Source organism: Pseudomonas sivasensis (genome assembly GCF_052938085.1).
Genome location: NZ_CP176442.1, coordinates 4,762,504 through 4,783,409, shown reverse-complemented (window position 1 = coordinate 4,783,409; position 20,906 = coordinate 4,762,504). Strand labels below are relative to the sequence as shown.

19 protein-coding genes are annotated in these 20,906 nt (G+C 58.2%); 16 read left to right on the top strand and 3 right to left on the bottom strand.

Going from position 1 to position 20,906, the window contains the following annotated elements; translation table 11 throughout:
• Window positions 1-63: 63 nt before the first annotated feature.
• The 8 genes from dnaE (at window position 64) to ispD (ending at window position 11,490) form a co-directional block, all read left to right on the top strand.
• The gene (dnaE, locus tag ACKZ62_RS22060; protein WP_032891643.1) at window positions 64-3,585 is read left to right on the top strand and encodes a DNA polymerase III subunit alpha; all 3,522 of its coding nucleotides are present in this window, start codon (window positions 64-66) and stop codon (window positions 3,583-3,585) included.
• 128 nt (window positions 3,586-3,713) lie between these two features.
• A complete protein-coding gene (locus ACKZ62_RS22055; protein ID WP_003172288.1) occupies window positions 3,714-4,661 on the top strand; it encodes an acetyl-CoA carboxylase carboxyltransferase subunit alpha in 948 nt (315 codons plus the stop codon).
• 161 nt (window positions 4,662-4,822) lie between these two features.
• On the top strand, window positions 4,823-6,133 hold the full coding sequence (gene tilS, locus ACKZ62_RS22050) for a tRNA lysidine(34) synthetase TilS (protein ID WP_447095828.1): 1,311 nt from the start codon (window positions 4,823-4,825) through the stop codon (window positions 6,131-6,133).
• Window positions 6,134-6,406: 273 nt separating this feature from the next.
• Complete coding sequence (locus ACKZ62_RS22045; RefSeq protein ID WP_032891641.1) at window positions 6,407-8,038, top strand: CTP synthase; 1,632 nt, start codon at window positions 6,407-6,409, stop codon at window positions 8,036-8,038.
• Window positions 8,039-8,043: 5 nt separating this feature from the next.
• Window positions 8,044-8,889 (top strand): 3-deoxy-8-phosphooctulonate synthase, encoded by an 846-nt coding sequence (gene kdsA, locus ACKZ62_RS22040; RefSeq protein ID WP_447095827.1) that lies wholly within the window; start codon window positions 8,044-8,046, stop codon window positions 8,887-8,889.
• A 157-nt stretch (window positions 8,890-9,046) separates the two neighbouring features.
• A complete protein-coding gene (gene eno, locus ACKZ62_RS22035) occupies window positions 9,047-10,336 on the top strand; it encodes a phosphopyruvate hydratase (RefSeq protein WP_032891640.1) in 1,290 nt (429 codons plus the stop codon).
• A gap of 171 nt (window positions 10,337-10,507) precedes the next feature.
• Window positions 10,508-10,786 carry a cell division protein FtsB gene (gene ftsB / locus ACKZ62_RS22030; protein ID WP_003231201.1) on the top strand — a complete coding sequence of 93 codons (279 nt, stop codon included), beginning with the start codon at window positions 10,508-10,510 and terminating at the stop codon, window positions 10,784-10,786.
• A complete protein-coding gene (gene ispD, locus ACKZ62_RS22025) occupies window positions 10,783-11,490 on the top strand; it encodes a 2-C-methyl-D-erythritol 4-phosphate cytidylyltransferase (protein ID WP_032891639.1) in 708 nt (235 codons plus the stop codon). The genes ftsB and ispD overlap by 4 nt, the downstream gene beginning before the upstream one ends.
• 138 nt (window positions 11,491-11,628) lie before the next feature.
• Here the strand turns inward: ispD and ACKZ62_RS22020 are convergent, their stop codons facing one another.
• A complete protein-coding gene (locus ACKZ62_RS22020; protein WP_122755694.1) occupies window positions 11,629-12,084 on the bottom strand; it encodes a hypothetical protein in 456 nt (151 codons plus the stop codon).
• A gap of 138 nt (window positions 12,085-12,222) precedes the next feature.
• Window positions 12,223-13,149 carry a LysR substrate-binding domain-containing protein gene (locus ACKZ62_RS22015; protein WP_122755695.1) on the bottom strand — a complete coding sequence of 309 codons (927 nt, stop codon included), beginning with the start codon at window positions 13,147-13,149 and terminating at the stop codon, window positions 12,223-12,225.
• Between the two features lie 110 nt (window positions 13,150-13,259).
• On the opposite strand from ACKZ62_RS22015, the gene ACKZ62_RS22010 reads away from it, so the two are divergent.
• The 8 genes from ACKZ62_RS22010 (at window position 13,260) to rpoS (ending at window position 20,377) form a co-directional block, all read left to right on the top strand.
• A complete protein-coding gene (locus ACKZ62_RS22010) occupies window positions 13,260-14,372 on the top strand; it encodes an S-(hydroxymethyl)glutathione dehydrogenase/class III alcohol dehydrogenase (RefSeq protein WP_032891635.1) in 1,113 nt (370 codons plus the stop codon).
• 8 nt (window positions 14,373-14,380) lie between these two features.
• The gene (gene fghA, locus ACKZ62_RS22005) at window positions 14,381-15,226 is read left to right on the top strand and encodes an S-formylglutathione hydrolase (RefSeq protein WP_447095826.1); all 846 of its coding nucleotides are present in this window, start codon (window positions 14,381-14,383) and stop codon (window positions 15,224-15,226) included.
• A 54-nt stretch (window positions 15,227-15,280) separates the two neighbouring features.
• Window positions 15,281-15,754 (top strand): 2-C-methyl-D-erythritol 2,4-cyclodiphosphate synthase, encoded by a 474-nt coding sequence (ispF, locus tag ACKZ62_RS22000; RefSeq protein ID WP_032891633.1) that lies wholly within the window; start codon window positions 15,281-15,283, stop codon window positions 15,752-15,754.
• Window positions 15,751-16,809, top strand: a complete 1,059-nt coding sequence (truD, locus tag ACKZ62_RS21995) for a tRNA pseudouridine(13) synthase TruD (protein WP_032891632.1) — start codon at window positions 15,751-15,753, stop codon at window positions 16,807-16,809. The genes ispF and truD overlap by 4 nt, the downstream gene beginning before the upstream one ends.
• On the top strand, window positions 16,797-17,546 hold the full coding sequence (gene surE, locus ACKZ62_RS21990; protein WP_032891631.1) for a 5'/3'-nucleotidase SurE: 750 nt from the start codon (window positions 16,797-16,799) through the stop codon (window positions 17,544-17,546). Before truD ends, surE begins: the two co-directional genes overlap by 13 nt.
• A 41-nt stretch (window positions 17,547-17,587) precedes the next feature.
• Window positions 17,588-18,223, top strand: coding sequence for a protein-L-isoaspartate(D-aspartate) O-methyltransferase (locus ACKZ62_RS21985; RefSeq protein ID WP_169899534.1), 636 nt, complete (start codon window positions 17,588-17,590; stop codon window positions 18,221-18,223).
• Between the two features lie 207 nt (window positions 18,224-18,430).
• Window positions 18,431-19,267: a peptidoglycan DD-metalloendopeptidase family protein gene (locus tag ACKZ62_RS21980; RefSeq protein ID WP_032891630.1), complete on the top strand. Its 837-nt coding sequence runs from the start codon at window positions 18,431-18,433 to the stop codon at window positions 19,265-19,267.
• A gap of 105 nt (window positions 19,268-19,372) precedes the next feature.
• Window positions 19,373-20,377, top strand: coding sequence for an RNA polymerase sigma factor RpoS (gene rpoS, locus ACKZ62_RS21975; protein ID WP_032891629.1), 1,005 nt, complete (start codon window positions 19,373-19,375; stop codon window positions 20,375-20,377).
• 211 nt (window positions 20,378-20,588) lie between these two features.
• On the opposite strand, the gene ACKZ62_RS21970 is transcribed toward rpoS, so the two are convergent.
• Window positions 20,589-20,798 (bottom strand): cold-shock protein, encoded by a 210-nt coding sequence (locus ACKZ62_RS21970; RefSeq protein ID WP_002554837.1) that lies wholly within the window; start codon window positions 20,796-20,798, stop codon window positions 20,589-20,591.
• Between the last annotated feature and the right edge of the window lie 108 nt (window positions 20,799-20,906).

The window sequence follows — 20,906 nt, the reverse complement described above, 5'->3', positions numbered from 1 at the left end:
TGTTTTTGCCAAGGCCCGGTACAATCCGGGCCTTGTTGTTTCCACGTATAAGACAGGATCACTATGCCGGCTTCATTCGTTCACCTACGCCTGCACACTGAGTACTCCCTGGTCGACGGCCTGGTACGGATCAAGCCTCTGGTCAAAACCCTGGTGGGCATGAACATGCCCGCGGTGGCGGTTACCGATCAGAACAACATGTGTTCCCTGGTCAAGTTCTACAAGAACGCCATGGGGGCCGGCATCAAGCCTATCTGCGGTGCCGACCTATGGCTGTCCAACAAAGATCCGGATAACGCGCTGAGCCGCATCAGCCTTTTGGCGATGAACGGCGTGGGTTATCGCAACCTCACTGAACTGATCTCCCGTGGCTTCATCGATGGTCAACGCAACGGTTCGATCATTATCGAGCGTGAATGGGTTGCCGAGGCCAGCGAAGGCCTGATCATGCTGTCGGCCGCTAAAGAGGGGGAGATTGGTCTCGCACTGCTGGGGGGTAATCCCCAGGAAGCCGAAGTGCTGGCGAAGGAGTGGATGCAGGTCTTCCCCGACCGTTTCTACCTTGAAGTGCAGCGCACCAATCGCCCCAATGATGAAGAACATCTGCACGCCGCCGTTGCTCTGGCCGAAAAGCTGGGCGCGCCACTGGTCGCCACCAACGACGTGCGCTTTATCAAGAAAGAAGATTTCGAAGCCCACGAAACCCGTGTGTGCATCGGTGAAGGCCGGGCCCTGGATGACCCGCGCCGCTCGAAAAATTACAGCGAAGAGCAATACCTCAAAAGCGCCGAAGAGATGGCCGAGTTGTTCAGCGACTTGCCTGAGGCCCTGGAAAACTCTGTCGAGATCGCCAAGCGCTGCAACATTGAAGTGAAGCTGGGTACGCACTTCCTGCCCAACTTCCCGATTCCCGATGGCATGACCATCGATGAATATTTCCGCAAGGTGTCGTTCGATGGCCTGGAAGAACGGCTTTCCGTGCTGTTGCCCAAGGACACCACTGAAGATTACGAAGCCAAGCGCCAGGTGTATGTCGACCGGCTGAATTTCGAGCTGGATATCATCATCCAGATGGGGTTCCCCGGTTACTTCCTGATCGTAATGGACTTCATCCAGTGGGCGAAAAGCAACGGCGTGCCCGTAGGCCCTGGCCGTGGGTCGGGTGCCGGCTCGCTAGTGGCTTATGTGCAGAAGATCACCGACCTCGACCCTCTTGAATATGACCTGCTGTTCGAACGGTTCCTGAACCCGGAACGGGTTTCCATGCCCGACTTCGACGTCGACTTCTGCATGGACGGTCGCGACCGCGTGATCGAATACGTGGCCGAGAAATACGGCCGCAACGCGGTAAGCCAGATCATCACTTTCGGTTCCATGGCGGCCAAGGCGGTAATCCGCGACGTGGCCCGGGTGCAGGGCAAGTCCTACGGCCTGGCCGACCGGCTGTCGAAGATGATCCCGTTCGAAGTCGGCATGACCCTGGAAAAGGCCTACGAGCAGGAAGAAATCCTGCGTGACTTCATCAAGATCGATGAGGAAGCCGCCGAGATCTGGGACATGGCGCGCAAGCTCGAAGGTATCGTGCGTAACGTCGGTAAACACGCCGGTGGCGTAGTGATCGCGCCGACCAAACTCACTGACTTTTCGCCGATCTATTGCGATGAAGAAGGCGGCGGCCTGGTTACCCAGTTCGACAAGGACGACGTTGAGGCGGCCGGCCTGGTGAAGTTCGACTTCCTCGGCCTGCGGACCCTGACGATCATCGACTGGGCGCTGAAGACCATCAACCGCGAGCGCGCCAAGGTCGACGAAGAGCCGCTGGATATTGCGTTCATCCCGTTGGATGACAAGCCGACTTACCAATTGCTGCAAAAAGCTGAAACAACAGCTGTGTTCCAGCTTGAGTCGCGGGGCATGAAAGAGCTGATCAAAAAGCTCAAACCCGACTGCCTGGAAGACTTGATCGCACTGGTGGCCCTGTTCCGTCCTGGTCCGCTGCAGTCGGGCATGGTTGACGACTTCATCAACCGTAAGCACGGCCGCGCCGAACTGGCCTACCCGCACTCCGACTACCAGTACGAAGGCCTCAAGCCTGTGCTGGCGCCAACCTACGGCATCATCCTGTACCAGGAACAGGTGATGCAGATCGCTCAGGTAATGGCGGGCTACACCCTCGGCGGTGCGGACATGCTGCGTCGAGCCATGGGTAAAAAGAAACCCGAGGAAATGGCCAAGCAGCGCGGCGGTTTCATTGAGGGTTGCGCCACCAACAATATCGACGCCGATCTGGCCGGTAACATTTTTGACCTGGTGGAAAAATTCGCCGGTTATGGTTTCAACAAATCTCACTCCGCCGCCTACGGCCTGGTGTCTTACCAGACCGCCTGGCTGAAAGCCCACTACCCGGCGCCGTTCATGGCTGCGGTACTTTCTGCGGACATGCACAACACCGACAAGGTTGTGACCTTGATCGAGGAAGTGCGCACCATGAAGCTGCGCCTCGACGCGCCTGACGTGAACGCCTCGGAGTTCAAGTTCACGGTGAATGACGAAGGCCGCATCATCTATGGCCTGGGCGCGATCAAAGGCGTGGGCGAAGGCCCGGTGGAGGCGATTACCGAAGCGCGTCAGGACGGGCCGTTCAAGGATCTGTTCGACTTCTGCGCGCGGGTTGACCTCAAGCGCATCAACAAGCGAACCCTTGATGGCTTGATCCGCAGCGGTGCGCTGGACCGTCTCGGCCCTTACTTTCACGATGAGCCGAAGGCCTACCAGGCAAATATCGACCGCAACCGCGCGGTGCTGCTCACTGCCATGGAAGAAGCGATCAAAGCTGCCGAGCAGACCGCCCGTACCCATGACAGCGGCCACGCCGACCTGTTTGGGGGGTTGTTCGTCGAAGAAGACGCGGACGTGTACGGCAATCACCGCAAGGCCAAAGAGTTGACTCTCAAGGAGCGCCTCAAGGGTGAAAAAGACACCTTGGGCCTGTACCTCACCGGTCACCCGATTGACGAATACGAAGGCGAGATCCGCCGTTTCGCCCGTCAGCGCATCATCGACCTGAAACCGGCGCGGGACACCCAAACCGTCGCCGGCATGATTATCGCCCTGCGGGTGATGAAAAATAAGAAGGGCGACAAGATGGGTTTCATCACTCTCGATGACCGCTCGGGCCGTATCGAAGCTTCGCTGTTTGCCGATGCCTTCCATTCGGCGCAGTCGCTGCTGCAGACCGATGCCATGGTGGTTGTGGAAGGGGAGGTCAGCAACGATGACTTCTCCGGTGGCCTGCGCCTGCGTATCAAGCGGGTGATGAGCATGGAAGATGCGCGCACCAACCTGGCTGAAAGCCTGCGCTTGAAGGTCAAGACCGAGGCGCTCAAGGGCGATCAGCTACGCTGGCTGGGTGACTTGCTCAAGCGTCACCGTGGCGCATGCCCGGTGACCATGGAGTACACCGGCGACGACGCCAAGGCGATGTTGCAGTTCGGCGAGACCTGGCGAATTGATCCGGCTGATGGCTTGATTCAAGCTTTGCGTGACCAGTTCGGTCGAGACAACGTCTTCCTCCAATACCGCTGACGGTCAGAACGTCTGACCTCGGCTGAACATTTAATCTCGACCTGAACGCGCCTCTCCCTTAAGGTAGGGCGCGAACAGACAACCGGCTGGCCAAGCACTCCCTGGCCGTCGACCCAAGACGGACGCTTATGAACCCGAATTTTCTTGATTTCGAACAGCCGATCGCTGACCTGCAAGCCAAGATCGAAGAACTGCGCCTGGTCGGCAATGACAATTCGCTGAATATCGGCGATGAGATCGCTCGCCTGCAAGACAAGAGCAGCACGCTCACCGAAGACATCTTCGGCAAGCTGACCAGCTGGCAGATCGCGCGCCTGGCCCGCCACCCGCGCCGCCCGTACACCCTGGACTACATTCAGCACATTTTCACCGAGTTCGACGAGTTGCATGGCGATCGCCACTTCTCCGACGACGCGGCTATCGTGGGCGGTATCGCTCGCCTGGACGACCAGCCGGTAATGGTGATTGGTCACCAGAAAGGCCGTGAAGTGCGCGAGAAAGTCCGCCGCAACTTCGGCATGCCGCGTCCGGAAGGCTATCGTAAGGCTTGCCGTTTGATGGAAATGGCTGAGCGCTTCAAGATGCCGATCCTGACCTTCATCGACACGCCGGGTGCATACCCAGGTATCGACGCTGAAGAACGCAACCAGAGCGAAGCGATTGCCTGGAACCTGCGCGTCATGTCTCGCCTGAAAACCCCGATCATCGCCACGGTGATTGGTGAAGGCGGTTCCGGCGGTGCATTGGCCATTGGCGTCTGCGACCAACTGAACATGCTGCAATATTCGACCTACGCGGTGATCTCGCCAGAAGGTTGCGCCTCGATCCTGTGGAAGACTGCAGAAAAGGCACCGGACGCTGCCGAAGCCATGGGCATCACTGCTGATCGCCTCAAGGGCCTTGGTATCGTGGACAAAGTGATCGCCGAGCCATTGGGCGGCGCCCACCGCGACCCGGCTGCTGCCGCCGCGACTATCCGTGCCGAGTTGGGTTCGCAGCTTGCGATGCTCAAAAAACTGGACAACGAAGCGCTGCTGGCCCGTCGTTACGAACGCCTGATGAGCTACGGCCTCTAAGGCCGCAGCGGTACTAATGTGGGAGGGGGCTTGCCCCCGATTGCTGAGTGTCAGTCACTGTATTCACTGGCTGATGCTCCGCTATCGGGGGCAAGCCCCCTTCCACATTTGCTTTGTGTATGCTTGGCTTGGGTATTCCAGATTTGCGGCGGTAACCTGTGATGAAACCGACTTTATCCGCCAAACTCCTGCACGCCCTAGCCCCTTGGCGCAAAGCCCCGGCTTGGCATATCGCCTTCTCTGGTGGTCTTGATTCCACTGTCCTGCTGCATCTCCTGGCCAGCGCCGAAGCCCTTCCGCCTCTAAGCGCTGTCCATGTCCACCATGGCCTGCAATCCGCCGCCGACACCTGGCCGAGCCATTGCCAGTCCATTTGCGACAGGCTGGGCGTGCCCCTGCGCGTAATGCGTGTGCAGGTACAGCCCGGCGCCAGCCTTGAGCGTGCAGCGCGTGATGCACGTTACAGGGCGTTTACCGAGGTGATCGGGGCAGGGGAGGTGTTGCTCACGGGCCAGCATCGCGACGATCAGGCTGAAACCCTGCTGTTTCGCCTGTTGCGCGGGGCCGGCGTGCGGGGGGCGGCGGCAATGCCTGTGCACCGTCCATTGGCGGGCGGCCATTTGGTGCGGCCGTTGTTGGATGTCTCGCGCACCGAGCTGGTGGCCTACGCCGATGAACATCAACTCAAGTGGATCGAAGACCCTTCCAACGCCGACATGCAGTTCTCCCGTAATTACCTGCGTCACCGCGTGATCCCGACGCTGACGGAGCGTTGGCCCCAAGCCGTCTCCAGCCTGGCCCGCACTGCCGAACACTTCGGTGAAGCCCAGGCATTGCTGGGTGAGTTAGCCAGCATGGACCTACAAGCCGCGGATCAACCTTCACGGTTTCCTTGGCTGCCTTTGCCGTCATTGGCCCTCGGCCCACTGCGCGATCTTTCCGATGCCCGTCAGCGCAACGTCCTACGCCATTGGCTGGCGCCGCTGACCCGGTTGCCCGACACCGACCACTGGGCTGGCTGGTATTCCCTACGCGATGCCAAGGGCGACGCACAGCCCTTGTGGCGCCTGGCCGATGGAGAATTGCACCGTTGTGGCGAACGCATCTGGTGGTTGTCTCGCGCCTGGTCGGAATTTTCCCGCGCGTCGGTGAGCTGGCCTCGCCCGCAAAACCCACTAGAGTTACCCGGCAATGGCCTGCTGGAAATTATCGGCAAGGTGCCCGAAGTCCCGCTGGAGGTCCGTTATCGCCAGGGCGGTGAAATGCTTGAAGTGCCAGGCCGAGGCCGGCGTGACCTGAAGCGCCTGCTCAATGAGCATGGAGTGCCGGGCTTCATCCGTGGCAGATTGCCGCTGCTGTATCAGGGCGAGCAATTGCTCGGCGTGCCCAACCTCACTGGACTCTGGGCCTCACCGAGTGATGGCTGGAAATTACATTGGATGCCACAGAGCTGCGATCAAGGTTTGAGCTGATAGAGCCTTTCCGGTAGACTACGCTCCCTTCTTGATACAACTTCTGTGGATTCGCCTGAATCGCAGCAGTTGCCGATTACCAAGCCGTCTTTGCTGGGCGATTCCAAAAAATGTGTAGCGATCAACGCACCGGTGTTTCACTGCTGGTCTGTCACAACGCGGCGGTTTTTTTGAAAGGTGCACTGTGATTAATGCTGGTGATCGGGGGCTTCGGCCTCTCTTCGCTTTCCCCGGCGGCTCGGACCGCTTTAACGCAGACTTCTAGGGTTTTTCATGACGCGCTACATATTCGTCACGGGCGGTGTTGTTTCTTCATTGGGGAAAGGCATTGCCTCCGCTTCATTGGCGGCCATCCTGGAGGCGCGGGGGCTTAAAGTCACCATGCTCAAGCTGGACCCGTACATCAACGTCGACCCGGGCACCATGAGCCCGTTCCAGCATGGTGAAGTGTTCGTCACACACGACGGCGCCGAGACCGACCTGGACTTGGGCCACTACGAGCGGTTCATCCGCACGACCATGACCCAGAACAACAATTTCACCACCGGCCGTGTCTACGAGCACGTTCTGCGCAAAGAGCGCCGTGGTGACTACCTGGGTGCAACCATCCAGGTGATTCCGCACATTACCGATGAAATCAAGCGCCGCATCATCAAGGGTGCAGGCGATGCCGACGTGGCGATGGTCGAGATCGGTGGCACCGTGGGTGACATCGAATCCCAGCCATTCCTCGAAGCTATCCGCCAGTTGCGTTTCGAAGTCGGCGCCAAGCGCGCGATGCTGATGCACCTCACGTTGGTGCCGTACATCGCCACCGCTGGCGAAACCAAAACCAAGCCTACGCAGCACTCGGTCAAGGAACTGCGTTCCATCGGCCTGCAGCCGGACGTGCTGGTGTGCCGCTCCGATCACCCGATCGACATTTCCTCGCGTCGCAAGATCGCGCAGTTCACCAACGTTGAAGAACGTGCGGTGATCGCCCTGGAAGACGCCGACACCATCTACAAGATCCCGGGCATCCTGCACTCGCAAGGCCTGGACGATTTTGTGGTCGAGCGTTTCGGCCTGCAATGCAACGGTGCGGACCTGTCCGAGTGGGAAGCTGTGGTTGACGCCAAGCTCAACCCTGAGCACGAAGTCACCATCGCCATGGTCGGCAAGTACATGGAGCTGCTGGACGCGTACAAGTCGCTGATCGAAGCGATGAGCCACGCGGGTATCAGCAACCGTACCAAGGTCAATCTGCGCTACATCGACTCCGAAGACATCGAGAACCAGGGCACCGCGCTGCTCGAAGGTGTTGACGCAATCCTCGTTCCAGGCGGTTTCGGCCTGCGTGGCGTGGAAGGCAAGATCACCGCCGTACAGTACGCTCGTGAGAACAAGGTGCCGTACCTGGGTATCTGCCTGGGCATGCAAGTGGCGGTTATCGAGTTCGCCCGCAACGTGCTTGGCTGGAAAGACGCCAACTCCACCGAGTTTGACAGCAAGAGCGGTCACCCGGTCGTGGGCCTGATTACCGAGTGGGAGGACGCCACCGGCGCTGTTGAAACCCGTACCGAAAGCTCCGACCTGGGCGGCACCATGCGCCTTGGCGCGCAGGATTGCCTGCTGGAGCCGGGCTCGCTGGTTCACGATTGCTACGGCAAGGACGTGATCGTCGAGCGTCACCGTCACCGTTACGAAGTGAACAACAACCTGCTGCCGCAAATCAAAGAAGCCGGCCTGAAAATCTCCGGTCGCTCCGGTGATGGCGCGCTGGTTGAGGTGGTCGAAGCACCGGATCATCCATGGTTCGTCGCTTGCCAGTTCCACCCAGAGTTCACCTCGACTCCACGCGACGGTCACCCGCTGTTCAGCGGTTTTGTCAAAGCTGCACTGACGCAACATCAGAAGAAGGCGTAAACCTGATGGCCCAGAAGATCATTCGCGTAGGCGACATCGAGATTGCCAACGACAAGCCCATGGTGCTGTTCGGCGGCATGAACGTGCTGGAAAGCCGCGACATGGCGATGCAGGTCTGTGAAGAGTACGTCAAGGTTACCCAGAAATTGGGTATCCCTTACGTGTTCAAGGCCAGCTTCGACAAGGCCAATCGCTCGTCCGTAACGTCCTACCGCGGCCCAGGCCTTGAAGAAGGCATGCGGATCTTCCAGGACATCAAACAAGCCTTCGGCGTGCCGATCATCACCGACGTCCACGAGCCTGAACAGGCTGCCGTGGTCGCCGAGGTGTGCGACATCATCCAGTTGCCGGCCTTCCTGTCGCGCCAGACCGATCTGGTCGTCGCGATGGCTAAGACCGGCGCAGTGATCAATATCAAGAAAGCCCAGTTCCTCGCACCTCAGGAGATGAAGCACATCCTGAACAAGTGTGTGGAAGCGGGTAACGACCAGTTGATCCTCTGCGAGCGTGGTTCGAGCTTCGGCTACAACAATCTCGTGGTGGACATGCTCGGTTTCGGCATCATGAAGCAGTTCGAATACCCCGTGTTCTTCGACGTGACCCACGCGCTGCAAATGCCCGGTGGTCGCGCCGATTCCGCAGGCGGGCGCCGTGCCCAGGTGCTGGACCTGGCCAAGGCCGGCATCAGCCAGTCCCTGGCTGGCCTTTTCCTGGAGGCCCACCCGGACCCGGATAATGCCAAATGCGACGGTCCATGCGCCCTGCGCCTGGACAAGCTGGAGCCATTCCTGGCCCAGCTCAAGCAGTTGGACGAACAGGTCAAGAGTTTTCCGACAGTAGAGACCGCGTAAGCGTCGTTTCTCCGGTAGACTTTCCCACGTTTTCTGTTCAGGCCCTCGGGCCTGAGCCTTGTCGCCTGCAAGCCTGCCCCGTTGTTCCACCCTTGCGGTCGGTCAAAAGTTTCCCTTCAGCTGCGTCGTTTTCGTCAACTTTGGAGTGTTTACAACAATGGCAAAAATCGTCGACATCAAAGGTCGTGAAGTTCTCGACTCCCGTGGCAACCCCACCGTCGAAGCCGACGTGCTTCTCGATAACGGCATCATCGGCAGCGCCTGCGCGCCGTCCGGTGCTTCTACCGGTTCGCGCGAAGCGCTGGAACTGCGTGATGGCGACAAGAGCCGTTACCTGGGCAAGGGTGTACTCAAGGCTGTAGCCAACATTAACGGCCCGATCCGTGACCTGTTGCTGGGTAAGGACCCGCTGGACCAGAAAGCTCTGGACCACGCGATGATCAAGCTCGACGGCACCGAAAACAAAGGTAGCCTGGGCGCTAACGCTATCCTCGCCGTCTCCCTGGCCGCTGCCAAGGCTGCTGCCCAGGACCAGGACTTGCCGCTGTATGCTCACATCGCCAACCTGAACGGCACTCCGGGTGTTTACTCAATGCCGGTGCCGATGATGAACATCATCAACGGTGGCGAGCACGCTGATAACAACGTCGACATCCAGGAATTCATGGTGCAGCCGGTTGGCGCCAAGACCTTCTCCGAAGGCTTGCGCATGGGTACCGAGATTTTCCATCACCTGAAAGCTGTTCTGAAGGCCCGTGGCCTGAGCACTGCTGTAGGCGACGAAGGTGGCTTCGCTCCAAACCTGGCATCCAACGAAGATGCGCTGAAAGTGATCTCCGAAGCCGTGGCCAACGCTGGCTACAAGCTGGGCACTGACGTGACCCTGGCCCTGGACTGCGCGGCCAGCGAGTTCTACGAAGACGGCAAATACAATTTGTCCGGCGAAGGCCAAGTGTTCAACTCCGAAGGTTTTGCTGAGTACCTGAAGGGCCTGACCCAGCGCTATCCGATCATCTCGATCGAAGACGGCCTGGATGAGTCCGATTGGGACGGCTGGAAAATCCTCACCGACAAGATCGGCGAGAAAGTCCAATTGGTGGGCGACGATCTGTTCGTGACCAACACCAAGATCCTGAAAGAAGGCATCGATAAAAAGATCGCCAACTCGATCCTGATCAAGTTCAACCAGATCGGTACCTTGACCGAAACCCTTGAAGCCATTCAGATGGCCAAGGCTGCGGGCTACACCGCCGTGATCTCCCACCGCTCCGGCGAAACCGAAGATTCGACCATCGCCGACCTGGCTGTGGGCACTTCGGCGGGCCAGATCAAGACCGGTTCGCTGTGCCGTTCCGATCGCGTTTCCAAGTACAACCAATTGCTGCGTATCGAAGAGCAACTGGCTGGCAAAGCCAAGTACAACGGTCGCGGCGAGTTTCGCGGCTAATCTGTAAATGGTAAAAAGTCGGCGGATTGCGTCGGAAAGTTCACGATAGTGAACATTTCGGCGCTAATCTGATGGCTATCAAGCACAAGCCTGGTTCTTCCAGGCTTCGTGCTATCAGTTGCTTCAAAAGTTATGCATGGCTGTCTTTTTTCACTGGATACCCGATATTCGATGCGCAGTCCCAATTGGTTGTTCCTCGTCTTGCTCTTGTTGCTGGCTGGCCTGCAGTACCGCCTGTGGGTGGGTAATGGCAGCTTCGCGCAGGTAAAAGACCTGACTGAGCAAATTGCTGCACAGCACGCCGAAAATGAGATCCTGCTGGAGCGCAACCGCGTCCTGGACGCTGAAGTGCTTGAGTTGAAAAAAGGCACGGAGACCGTTGAAGAGCGGGCTCGTCACGAACTGGGCATGGTCAAGGAGGGCGAAACCCTCTACCAGTTGGCCCAATGAGCAACAGTTTGCCGGCCTTCTGGGCCGTAATTCCCGCCGCGGGCGTCGGTGCCCGTATGGCTGCGGACCGTCCCAAGCAATATTTGCAACTGGGCGGGCGCACTATTCTTGAACACAGCCTCTACTGTTTTCTCGACCACCCCAATCTCAAGGGGTTGGTGGTCAGCCTTGCCATGGATGACCCTTATTGGCCCAACCTGGCATGCGCCATTGATCCACGTATACAGCGTGCGGACGGCGGTTCGGAGCGCTCGGGTTCGGTGCTAAACGCTCTGTTGCACCTCAATGCCCTGGGCGCGAGCGATGACGACTGGGTGCTGGTGCACGACGCCGCCAGGCCCAATTTAAGCCGCGATGATCTCGACAAACTGTTAAGCGAACTGGCCGATGATGCTGTCGGTGGCCTACTGGCCGTCCCGGCCCGCGATACCCTTAAGCGCGCCGACAAGCACGGTCGTGTCGATGAGACTGTCGACCGCAGCCTGATCTGGCAAGCGTACACGCCGCAGATGTTCCGACTCGGTGCGTTGCATCGTGCCTTGGCTGATAGCCTGGTAGCGGATGCGGTCATCACCGATGAGGCCTCGGCAATGGAATGGTCCGGTCAGGCGCCGCGGTTAATTGAGGGGCGTTCGGACAATATCAAGGTGACCCGGCCCGAGGATCTGGAGTGGTTACGGTTACGCTGGGCAAATCGGCAGTGATTGTTGGCTGAGAGGCTGTGCCAGGCAAACGCTGCTCTCGGCGGCGTCTTCATCTTCGGTATGTTTGACCTGAAAGTGCCCATACCGCTGTCATGGGCACCGGTCGCGCGTAGCACCGATTATTGATACGTCGTCTTCCTATGATTTTGTGATCGCGAATGCCGTGTTCATTCTAAGTTCAAGGTGTTCATGGGTGAACTCGCAGCTGAGTCGGCCATTTAGTTGTCTATCTTCTACTGTCAGTTCCAAGTTGCCATGCTTCATTTTGGCGTCGCGTAGCAAAGGATGGTGAACGTTTAGCCGGATGGGGAATCCGGTGATGAGATCGAAACTTCCCGATTCAAAGGGTGGGCTAAAAGAAAAAATATCTATGATTACCGGATGACCGGGGGCTTCAGGGTCTGTTGCGGGCACTCCTATCTGAATCACTTCATGATTGTCGAATTGATAAAAATGTGCGTCTTTGGTCGCATAGCGTTCAGTACTTTCGATCCTTAAGTCGGCTGAACCCTCTGAATCGACGTTGTGCTTTTTATATGCAGCTATGTTCTGTTCAAGCTGCTTTTCGATATCTGCGGTGTTTACATTTTTCATGGCAGTTTCCCTGCGTCATCTTGATAGGCCTCATTGGGCAGCGCCGTAAAATTGATGATGCAGCGCCAGCAGTGAAACCGTAGGGAACCACCATTCATCTTTGCTCACTACTGTCAGAGTTGACAGTAGCGCTGGTCATCATATGAGGTCGTGGGAGAACAGGACGTCAGAGGCTTTGTATTCTGTCCTGTTTGATAGGCCTTCTTTTAGGTAATCCACCAAACTGCGCACCTTTGGCGACAAATGCCGTTGCTGCGGATACAGCGCCCACACCGCTGTATTCGGCGGCTGATGCGCTTCCAGCAGCGACACCAGTGCACCATTGCGCAAATGTTCCAGCACGTAATAATCCGGCAGTTGGCACAATCCCACGCCCTGCAATGCAGCATCCAGCACCGCTTGTCCACTGTTGCAACGCCAGTTTCCCTGCACCCGCTGGGAAAACTCCCGGCCGTCCTGAGCCAGTTGCCAGATATCCGAGCTGCCAATCAGGCAGTTATGCCGACTCAATTCCGACAAGCTATGGGGGCGCCCATAGCGTTCGAGATAGGACGGCGATGCACACAAATACATGCGCCGCGGCGCGAGACGGCTGGCAACCATTCTTGAGTCTGAGAGGCGCCCCAAGCGAATTGCCAGGTCCAGGCCTTCGTGTACCAGATCGAGCTGGCGGTTGCTCAGTTCGATATCCACCCGCAACTGCGGGTAAAGCCCCATGAACCGCGTCACCAAAGGCACGATAAATCGCTCGCCATAAGCCACGGCGCACGTCATGCGCAACATGCCTTTTGGCTCGCTGGTCAAGTCGCCCACCGCTCGCAATGCTTCTTCGCGGCCGTCCTGCAAGCGTTGGCAATGTTGGAGGAAGGTTTGTCCGGCTTCGGTCAGGGTCACTTTGCGTGTACTGCGATAAAGCAACCGTGTCTGCAGCCGTTCCTCCAAGCGTGCGACCTGGCGACTGATATGGGACGACGACACCCCCAGGCGCTCGGCGGCAGCTGTAAATTGACTGCATTCAGCCACGGCGACGAACTCGTCGATGCCTTCCCAGCGGTTCTCCGACATCATGATTGTCCCTGTACAGCAATAATGTTTTGCTTTTGGCTGGATTATTAATCAGTAAGCCATGTTTTACACTCTCCCTCTCAATTTTTAACGCCCTGGAGAAATACCGGATGATTAAGTCCCGCGCCGCCGTCGCCTTCGAAGCCAAGAAACCCCTTGAGATTGTTGAAGTGGATGTCGCCATGCCCAAGGCTGGCGAAGTCCTGCTGCGCGTTGTGGCCTCCGGCGTATGCCACACCGACGCTTACACCCTGTCGGGTGCTGACCCGGAAGGCATCTTTCCATCGATTCTCGGCCACGAGGGCGGTGCGGTGGTTGAAGCGATTGGCGAGGGTGTGACTTCAGTTGCCGTCGGCGACCATGTCATCCCGCTGTACACCCCGGAATGTGGCAAGTGCAAATTCTGCCTGTCGGGCAAGACCAACCTGTGCCAAGCCATTCGAGCCACCCAAGGCAAAGGCCTGATGCCAGATGGCACCACGCGTTTTTCCTACAAGGGTCAGCCGATTTTCCACTACATGGGCACCTCGACCTTCTCCGAGTACACCGTGCTGCCGGAAATTTCCGTGGCCAAGATTCCTAAAGAGGCGCCGCTGGAAAAAGTCTGCTTGCTGGGCTGTGGCGTTACCACCGGTATTGGCGCGGTGATCAACACTGCCAAGGTCAAGCCGGGCGACACCGTGGCCATTTTCGGTCTCGGTGGAATTGGTCTGTCGGCCATTATTGGCGCGGTGAAAGCCAAGGCCGGTCGCATCATTGCCATCGACATCAACCCGGCCAAGTTCGAAATCGCCAAGCAATTGGGCGCCACCGACTGCATCAACCCGAAAGAATACGATCGCCCGATCCAGGACGTGATTGTAGATTTGACTGACGGCGGTGTGGATTTTTCCTTCGAGTGCATCGGCAACGTGCAACTGATGCGTGCTGCCCTTGAGTGCTGCCACAAAGGTTGGGGCGAGTCGGTGATCATCGGTGTGGCCGGTGCGGGCCAGGAAATCGCTACGCGCCCATTCCAGTTGGTGACCGGTCGCGTCTGGCGCGGTTCGGCATTCGGCGGCGTACGCGGTCGTAGCGAGTTGCCAAGCTACGTGGAAATGGCCCAGACCGGCGAAATCCCGCTGGACACGTTCATTACCCATACCATGGGCCTGGAAGACATCAACAAAGCGTTTGACCTGATGCATGAAGGCAAGAGCATTCGTACCGTCATCCACTTCTGAGGTCGCCTATGAGTCTGGAAAACCTGTCCTGCCAGAAGAGCTTCGGCGGCTGGCATAAACGCTACAAGCATCATTCCGATGTGCTCGATTGCGACATGACCTTCGCCGTTTACCTGCCGCCGCAAGCGGAGCAGGGCGGCAAGCTGCCGGTGTTGTATTGGCTCTCCGGGTTGACCTGCACCGATGAGAACTTCATGCAGAAGGCTGGCGCGCAACGCATGGCCGCCGAGCTGGGGCTGATCATCGTGGCGCCGGATACCAGCCCTCGCGGTCCCGGTGTCCCGGGTGATCCGGATAACGCCTGGGACTTTGGACTGGGCGCTGGCTTTTACCTGAATGCCACCCAGGAACCATGGGCCAAGCATTATCGGATGCATGACTATGTGGTGCAGGAATTGCCGGCTTTGGTTGAAGCGCATTTCCCCGCTTCGGACAAGCGTGGTATCAGCGGCCACTCCATGGGCGGACACGGCGCACTGGTGTGTGCGTTGCGCAACCCCGGGCGTTATCTGTCGGTGTCGGCGTTTTCGCCTATCAATAACCCGATGGATTGCCCGTGGGGCCAGAAAGCCTTCTCCCGTTACTTGGGTGAAGAGCGCTCTAAGTGGCGTGAATGGGATGCCTGCGTATTGATCAGCGAAGCCTTGGAAAAGCTGCCCTTGCTGGTTGATCAGGGCGATCGCGATGATTTCCTCGCGGTGCAGCTCAAGCCTGAGGCCTTGCAGCAAGCGGCCAAGGCGGCCAAGCATCCGCTGGAACTGCGCCTGCAACCCGGCTATGACCACAGCTACTTCTTCATCGCCAGCTTCATCGAAGACCATTTGCGACACCATGGCCGCGCTTTGCTCGGTTAATGTGAGGCAAAAGTAGGTAGAATCACGCCCTGAATTAAATCGGGGCGTTTTTTTATGCGTATTGGCCACGGCTACGATGTGCACCGTTTCGCTGAAGGCGATTTCATCACCCTGGGCGGCGTGCGCATTGCACACCACCATGGGTTGCTGGCTCATTCCGACGGCGACGTTGTCTTGCATGCCTTGAGCGATGCCTTGCTCGGCGCGGCGGCGTTGGGTGATATCGGCAAGCATTTTCCGGACACCGACCCCACCTTCAAGGGCGCTGACAGCCGTGTATTGCTTCGCCACGTGGTCAGCCTGATCCACGCCAAGGGCTGGAAGGTCGGTAACGTCGACAACACTATCGTGGCCCAGGCGCCGAAGATGGCGCCCCATATCGAATCAATGCGCGCACTGATTGCCGCAGACCTGCAAATTGAATTGGATCAAGTGAACGTGAAAGCCACCACCACCGAAAAGCTCGGGTTTACCGGTCGTGAAGAGGGCATTGCGGTGCACTCCGTCGCCTTGTTGCTGCGCGCATGAATGATCTGGAACTGCTGGGCCCGCGTGCCTACGGCGAAGCCTTAGGCAGCGCCGTCCTGAAGGCCACTGCCGAAGATTTTCAGGTGGACGAAGTGCTGGATATCCCGCTGACCGGCGAGGGCGAGCACCTTTGGCTGTGGGTGGAAAAACGTGGCCTCAACACCGAGGAAGCTGCGCGCCGTATCGCCAAGGCCGCCGGCGTGCCGTTGCGCACCGTCAGCTATGCCGGGCTCAAGGACCGTCAGGCGCTGACCCGCCAGTGGTTCAGCGTGCAACTGCCGGGCAAGGCCGACCCGGACATGAGCACTGCTGAAAACGACACGCTCAAGATCCTCAAGACTGCCCGTCACAAGCGCAAGCTGCAGCGCGGCGCGCACGCGGCCAATGGATTCACCTTGCGCCTGACCCAACTGGTGGGTGATACCGCCGCCATCGACGCGCGCCTGCAACTGATTGCCCAGCACGGCATTCCCAACTATTTCGGCACCCAGCGTTTCGGCCACGACGGTGGCAACGTTGTCGACGCCCGTGGATGGGCTGCGCGCAAGGCCCTGCCGGAGCAGCGCAATGTGCGTTCGCGGTTGTTGTCTACGGCGCGTAGTTTCCTCTTCAACAAAGTACTGGCGGCGCGCGTCGCCGACGGTTCCTGGCAGCGTGCGCAAGTGGGTGATCTGCTGGCGTTTACTGACAGCCGCAGTTTTTTTCCGGCGGGAGAGGCTGAGTGCAGCGACCCGCGCCTGGCGATCCTGGATCTGCACCCCACCGGCCCGCAGTGGGGCGAGGGTGATTCTCCGGCGACGGGCGCCACGTTTGAGTTGGAGCAGGCGGTTGCCGCCGGTGAAGCCGACCTACGTGATTGGCTGGTGAATGCCGGCATGAGCCAGGAACGTCGCATTCTGCGACTGCCCATTGGCGGGTTGACGTGGCATTATCCCGGGCCTGACATTCTGCAATTGGAATTCGTCCTACCGGCCGGATGCTTCGCCACTGTCTTGGTGCGCGAGCTCGTTGATCTGGTGCCGGTGGGGCAGACGGACAGCCCATGCGTATTCTGATATCAAATGATGACGGTGCCACCGCACCCGGTCTTGCTGCGCTCTATGCTGCGCTGGAAGATTACGCCGAGTGCGTGGTGGTTGCCCCCGACCAGGACAAGAGCGGCGCCAGCAGTTCGCTGACGCTCGACCGTCCCCTGCACCCGCAGGTTCTGGCCAATGGCTTTATCAGTGTCAACGGCACGCCCACCGACTGCGTGCACCTGGCGATCAACAGCCTGTTGGATCAAGAGCCGGACCTGGTGGTTTCAGGCATCAACCTCGGCGCCAACCTGGGCGATGATGTGCTGTATTCCGGCACCGTGGCGGCAGCGCTTGAAGGGCGCTTTCTGGGTCGTACCTCGTTCGCTTTTTCGTTTGCCTCGCGGCAACTGGACAATTTGCCCACCGCCGCCTATTTCGCACGCAAGTTGGTGGAGGCTCATGCCTCCCTGGACCTGCCGCCGCGCACGGTGCTCAACGTCAATATTCCCAATTTGCCCCTTGATCACATTCGCGGCATCAAGCTGACACGTCTTGGCCACCGTGCCCGTGCGGCGGCCCCGTTGAAGGTGGTCGACCCGCGTGGCAAGGAAGGCTATTGGATAGCGGCAGCTGGCGATGCCGAAGACGGTGGCGAGGGCACGGACTTTCACGCGGTGATGCAGGGTTATGTGTCGATTACTCCGTTGCAATTCGACCGCACCTTCAGCGATGCCTTCAGTGGTCTTGAAGTCTGGCTGGAGGGATTGCGCTGATGGCTCGTGAACAAGACGACCTGCTGCGTCGTGGCATCGGTATGACCTCCCAGCGCACCCGTGAGCGTTTGATCCAGCGCCTTTATGAAGAGGGGTTGTCCAACGCTCAGGTGTTGGAAGTGATCCGCCGCACCCCTCGTCATTTGTTTGTCGATGAAGCCCTGGCCCATCGCGCTTATGAAGATACGGCGTTGCCGATTGGCCATAACCAGACCATCTCCCAGCCCTACATGGTGGCGCGCATGAGCGAGCTGCTGCTGGCGGCGGGCCCGCTGGACAAGGTGCTGGAGATCGGCACCGGTTCCGGCTACCAGACCGCCGTGCTGTCGCAGTTGGTGGAGCGCGTGTTCTCGGTGGAGCGCATCAAGGTGCTGCAAGACCGTGCCAAGGAGCGCTTGGTGGAGCTGAACTTGCGCAACGTGGTATTTCGCTGGGGCGATGGCTGGGAAGGCTGGCCGGCGCTGGCGCCGTACAACGGCATTATCGTCACCGCCGTGGCCACCGATGTTCCGCAAGCGTTGCTCGACCAATTGGCGCCAGGCGGGCGCCTGGTCATCCCGGTCGGTTCCGGCGAAGTGCAACAATTGATGCTTATTGTCCGTGAGGACGACGGTTTTTCCCGGCATGTATTGGGCGCCGTGCGTTTTGTTCCGTTGCTCAACGGACCGCTGGCCTGACGAATTTTCGACGCTACTGAATTCTGCGGACGGGGATTTGTCTTACGGCGGGGTCTATCAAGTCAACATGATAGGTGCGGTGATTCAACACGCTGAATGATTCGTTTCAGTCGCGTGCCGGTAAAACTTCAGTGCCCAGTTATACTTGCGACATATTTCAAGCCTGATACAGGCATTCATGTTCAGCCACCACAAAGGGAGCGGCGGGTGAGTCTCACAGGTCTTGCGCAGCGTATGGGTAAAACAAGTTTTCAACGACTGGTGCTTGGCCTTGTCTTCGGTTCCTTGTTGGTCGGCTGTTCCAGCTCGCCAAGCAGCGGCGCACGGGTCGTTGACCGTAATAGTGCGGCACCGCAAAAGCCCACGGTAACCACCGGGCAATATGTGGTGCGCAAAGGCGACACGATGTTCTCAATCGCCTTCCGTTACGGGTGGGATTACAAGGCACTAGCAGCTCGTAACAATATTCCTGTGCCTTACACCATACATCCGGGTCAGACGATTCGCTTTGACGGTCGCACCGGTTCCACGCCTACGACGGTTGTGACAAACACAGGATCTTCGCCGTCGTCTTCTAGCAAAACCACCATCATTACACGCCCTGCCGGCACTGCTGTCCCGGCGGCCTCAGGCAAGCCAACAGCTGCGCCGTTGCCGCCTGCCGGGCCTGCTCCGACGGGCTGGGGATGGCCCTCAAACGGAGTATTAATTGGAAAATTCTCTTCAAACGGTAGTTTGAATAAAGGCATTGATATCGCCGGTGATTTGGGACAGCCTGTTTTAGCTGCGTCTGATGGGACGGTGGTGTACGCCGGGAGTGGTTTACGGGGCTACGGCGAGCTGGTCATCATCAAACACAGCGATACCTACGTCAGTGCTTACGGTCATAACCGCAGGCTGTTGGTTCGGGAGGGGCAGCAGGTCAAAGTCGGACAGACAATTGCCGAAATGGGTTCAACGGGTACAGACCGGGTGAAACTGCACTTTGAGATTCGCCGTCAAGGGAAGCCTGTAGATCCGCTGCAATTCTTACCCCGTCGTTGATGTGTTGCCAGCCTGTTCCCTCACGTAGAAGGAACAGGCTCCAGCGTTGCCAAGGATAAAGGCGTCGCTTGAGCTTGAGGTCGAACTCACCAAAGGACTATAACAATGGCTCTCAGTAAAGAAGCGCCGGAGTTTGACATCGACGATGAGGTTCTCCTTATGGAGACCGGTATCGCTATGGAATCGATGTCGAATGAGGGACCTGCAACACCTTCAGTTCGTACCAAATCCAAGAACTCTACCGCTTTAAAGCAGCATAAATACATTGATTACACACGGGCGCTCGACGCGACCCAGCTGTATCTCAATGAAATCGGCTTTTCCCCCCTGCTTACCCCCGAAGAAGAAGTCCATTTTGCGCGGTTGTCGCAAAAGGGGGATCCGGCTGGGCGCAAGCGCATGATTGAAAGCAACCTGCGCCTGGTGGTGAAAATCGCCCGACGCTACGTCAATCGTGGGTTGTCCTTGTTGGACCTCATCGAGGAGGGCAATCTGGGCTTGATCCGCGCGGTGGAGAAGTTTGACCCAGAGCGGGGCTTCCGCTTTTCAACCTATGCTACCTGGTGGATCCGCCAGACCATCGAACGGGCGATCATGAATCAAACCCGCACGATCCGGTTGCCGATCCATGTGGTTAAGGAGCTCAACGTCTACCTGCGGGCAGCGCGTGAGCTCACTCAAAAACTCGATCATGAACCCTCGCCCGAAGAAATCGCCAACCTGCTGGAAAAACCGGTAGGGGAGGTCAAGCGCATGCTGGGCCTTAACGAGCGTGTGTCTTCGGTCGATGTCTCGCTGGGTCCGGATTCGGATAAAACCCTGTTGGACACCCTGACGGATGATCGGCCTACAGATCCCTGCGAGCTGTTGCAGGACGATGATCTGTCCCAAAGTATTGACCAGTGGTTGTCGGAGCTCACGGACAAGCAGCGTGAGGTGGTGATTCGCCGCTTCGGCCTGCGCGGCCATGAGAGCAGCACCCTGGAGGACGTAGGCCTGGAGATCGGCCTGACTCGTGAGCGGGTGCGGCAGATCCAGGTGGAAGGGCTTAAGCGCTTGCGCGAGATCCTGGAGAAGAATGGCTTGTCGAGTGAGTCGTTGTTTCAATAACGACACGGCTTGAATGCTTGAATGTGGGAGGGGGCTTGCCCCCGATAGCGGTGTGTCAGTCAATGCAAGTATCGACTGCTACGCCGCCATCGGGGGCAAGTCCCCTCCCACATTTTTTGTGCCGGGCATAAAGTTGGTGCGAATACCAAATCCCAGGCATAAAAAAACCCCGCTTTTAAGGGCGGGGTCTTTTCGACTAAGTCAGTACAAGTTAGATAACTTGAACTTCTTCAGCTTGCATGCCTTTCTGACCGCGGGTAGCGATGAAAGAAACCTGTTGGCCTTCTTTCAGGCTTTTGAAGCCGTCGGATTGGATAGCTTTGAAGTGAACGAACAGGTCGTCACCGGATTGTGGAGTGATGAAGCCGAAGCCTTTTTCATCGTTGAACCACTTAACGGTACCAGTTTGGCGATTAGACATGGTGTATCTCCTTGGACAAAGTTAACTGCGACTCAGGAAAAGCCCTGGCCGAGACTGAGTGCAAAGAGCAGGAAAAATTCTTGGAGATGGTTGGATCGAAATTCAACA

Coding starts and splice junctions, on each gene's coding strand:
- ispF (WP_032891633.1), top strand. CDS start 15,281: ATGCGTATTGGCCACGGCTACGATGTGCACCGTTTCGCTGAAGGCGAT.
- ACKZ62_RS21985 (WP_169899534.1), top strand. CDS start 17,588: ATGACCTCCCAGCGCACCCGTGAGCGTTTGATCCAGCGCCTTTATGAA.
- ispD (WP_032891639.1), top strand. CDS start 10,783: ATGAGCAACAGTTTGCCGGCCTTCTGGGCCGTAATTCCCGCCGCGGGC.
- ACKZ62_RS22010 (WP_032891635.1), top strand. CDS start 13,260: ATGATTAAGTCCCGCGCCGCCGTCGCCTTCGAAGCCAAGAAACCCCTT.
- ACKZ62_RS22015 (WP_122755695.1), bottom strand. CDS start 13,149: ATGTCGGAGAACCGCTGGGAAGGCATCGACGAGTTCGTCGCCGTGGCT.
- truD (WP_032891632.1), top strand. CDS start 15,751: ATGAATGATCTGGAACTGCTGGGCCCGCGTGCCTACGGCGAAGCCTTA.
- dnaE (WP_032891643.1), top strand. CDS start 64: ATGCCGGCTTCATTCGTTCACCTACGCCTGCACACTGAGTACTCCCTG.
- ftsB (WP_003231201.1), top strand. CDS start 10,508: ATGCGCAGTCCCAATTGGTTGTTCCTCGTCTTGCTCTTGTTGCTGGCT.
- eno (WP_032891640.1), top strand. CDS start 9,047: ATGGCAAAAATCGTCGACATCAAAGGTCGTGAAGTTCTCGACTCCCGT.
- rpoS (WP_032891629.1), top strand. CDS start 19,373: ATGGCTCTCAGTAAAGAAGCGCCGGAGTTTGACATCGACGATGAGGTT.
- ACKZ62_RS22020 (WP_122755694.1), bottom strand. CDS start 12,084: ATGAAAAATGTAAACACCGCAGATATCGAAAAGCAGCTTGAACAGAAC.
- ACKZ62_RS22045 (WP_032891641.1), top strand. CDS start 6,407: ATGACGCGCTACATATTCGTCACGGGCGGTGTTGTTTCTTCATTGGGG.
- fghA (WP_447095826.1), top strand. CDS start 14,381: ATGAGTCTGGAAAACCTGTCCTGCCAGAAGAGCTTCGGCGGCTGGCAT.
- kdsA (WP_447095827.1), top strand. CDS start 8,044: ATGGCCCAGAAGATCATTCGCGTAGGCGACATCGAGATTGCCAACGAC.
- surE (WP_032891631.1), top strand. CDS start 16,797: ATGCGTATTCTGATATCAAATGATGACGGTGCCACCGCACCCGGTCTT.
- ACKZ62_RS21970 (WP_002554837.1), bottom strand. CDS start 20,798: ATGTCTAATCGCCAAACTGGTACCGTTAAGTGGTTCAACGATGAAAAA.
- ACKZ62_RS22055 (WP_003172288.1), top strand. CDS start 3,714: ATGAACCCGAATTTTCTTGATTTCGAACAGCCGATCGCTGACCTGCAA.
- tilS (WP_447095828.1), top strand. CDS start 4,823: ATGAAACCGACTTTATCCGCCAAACTCCTGCACGCCCTAGCCCCTTGG.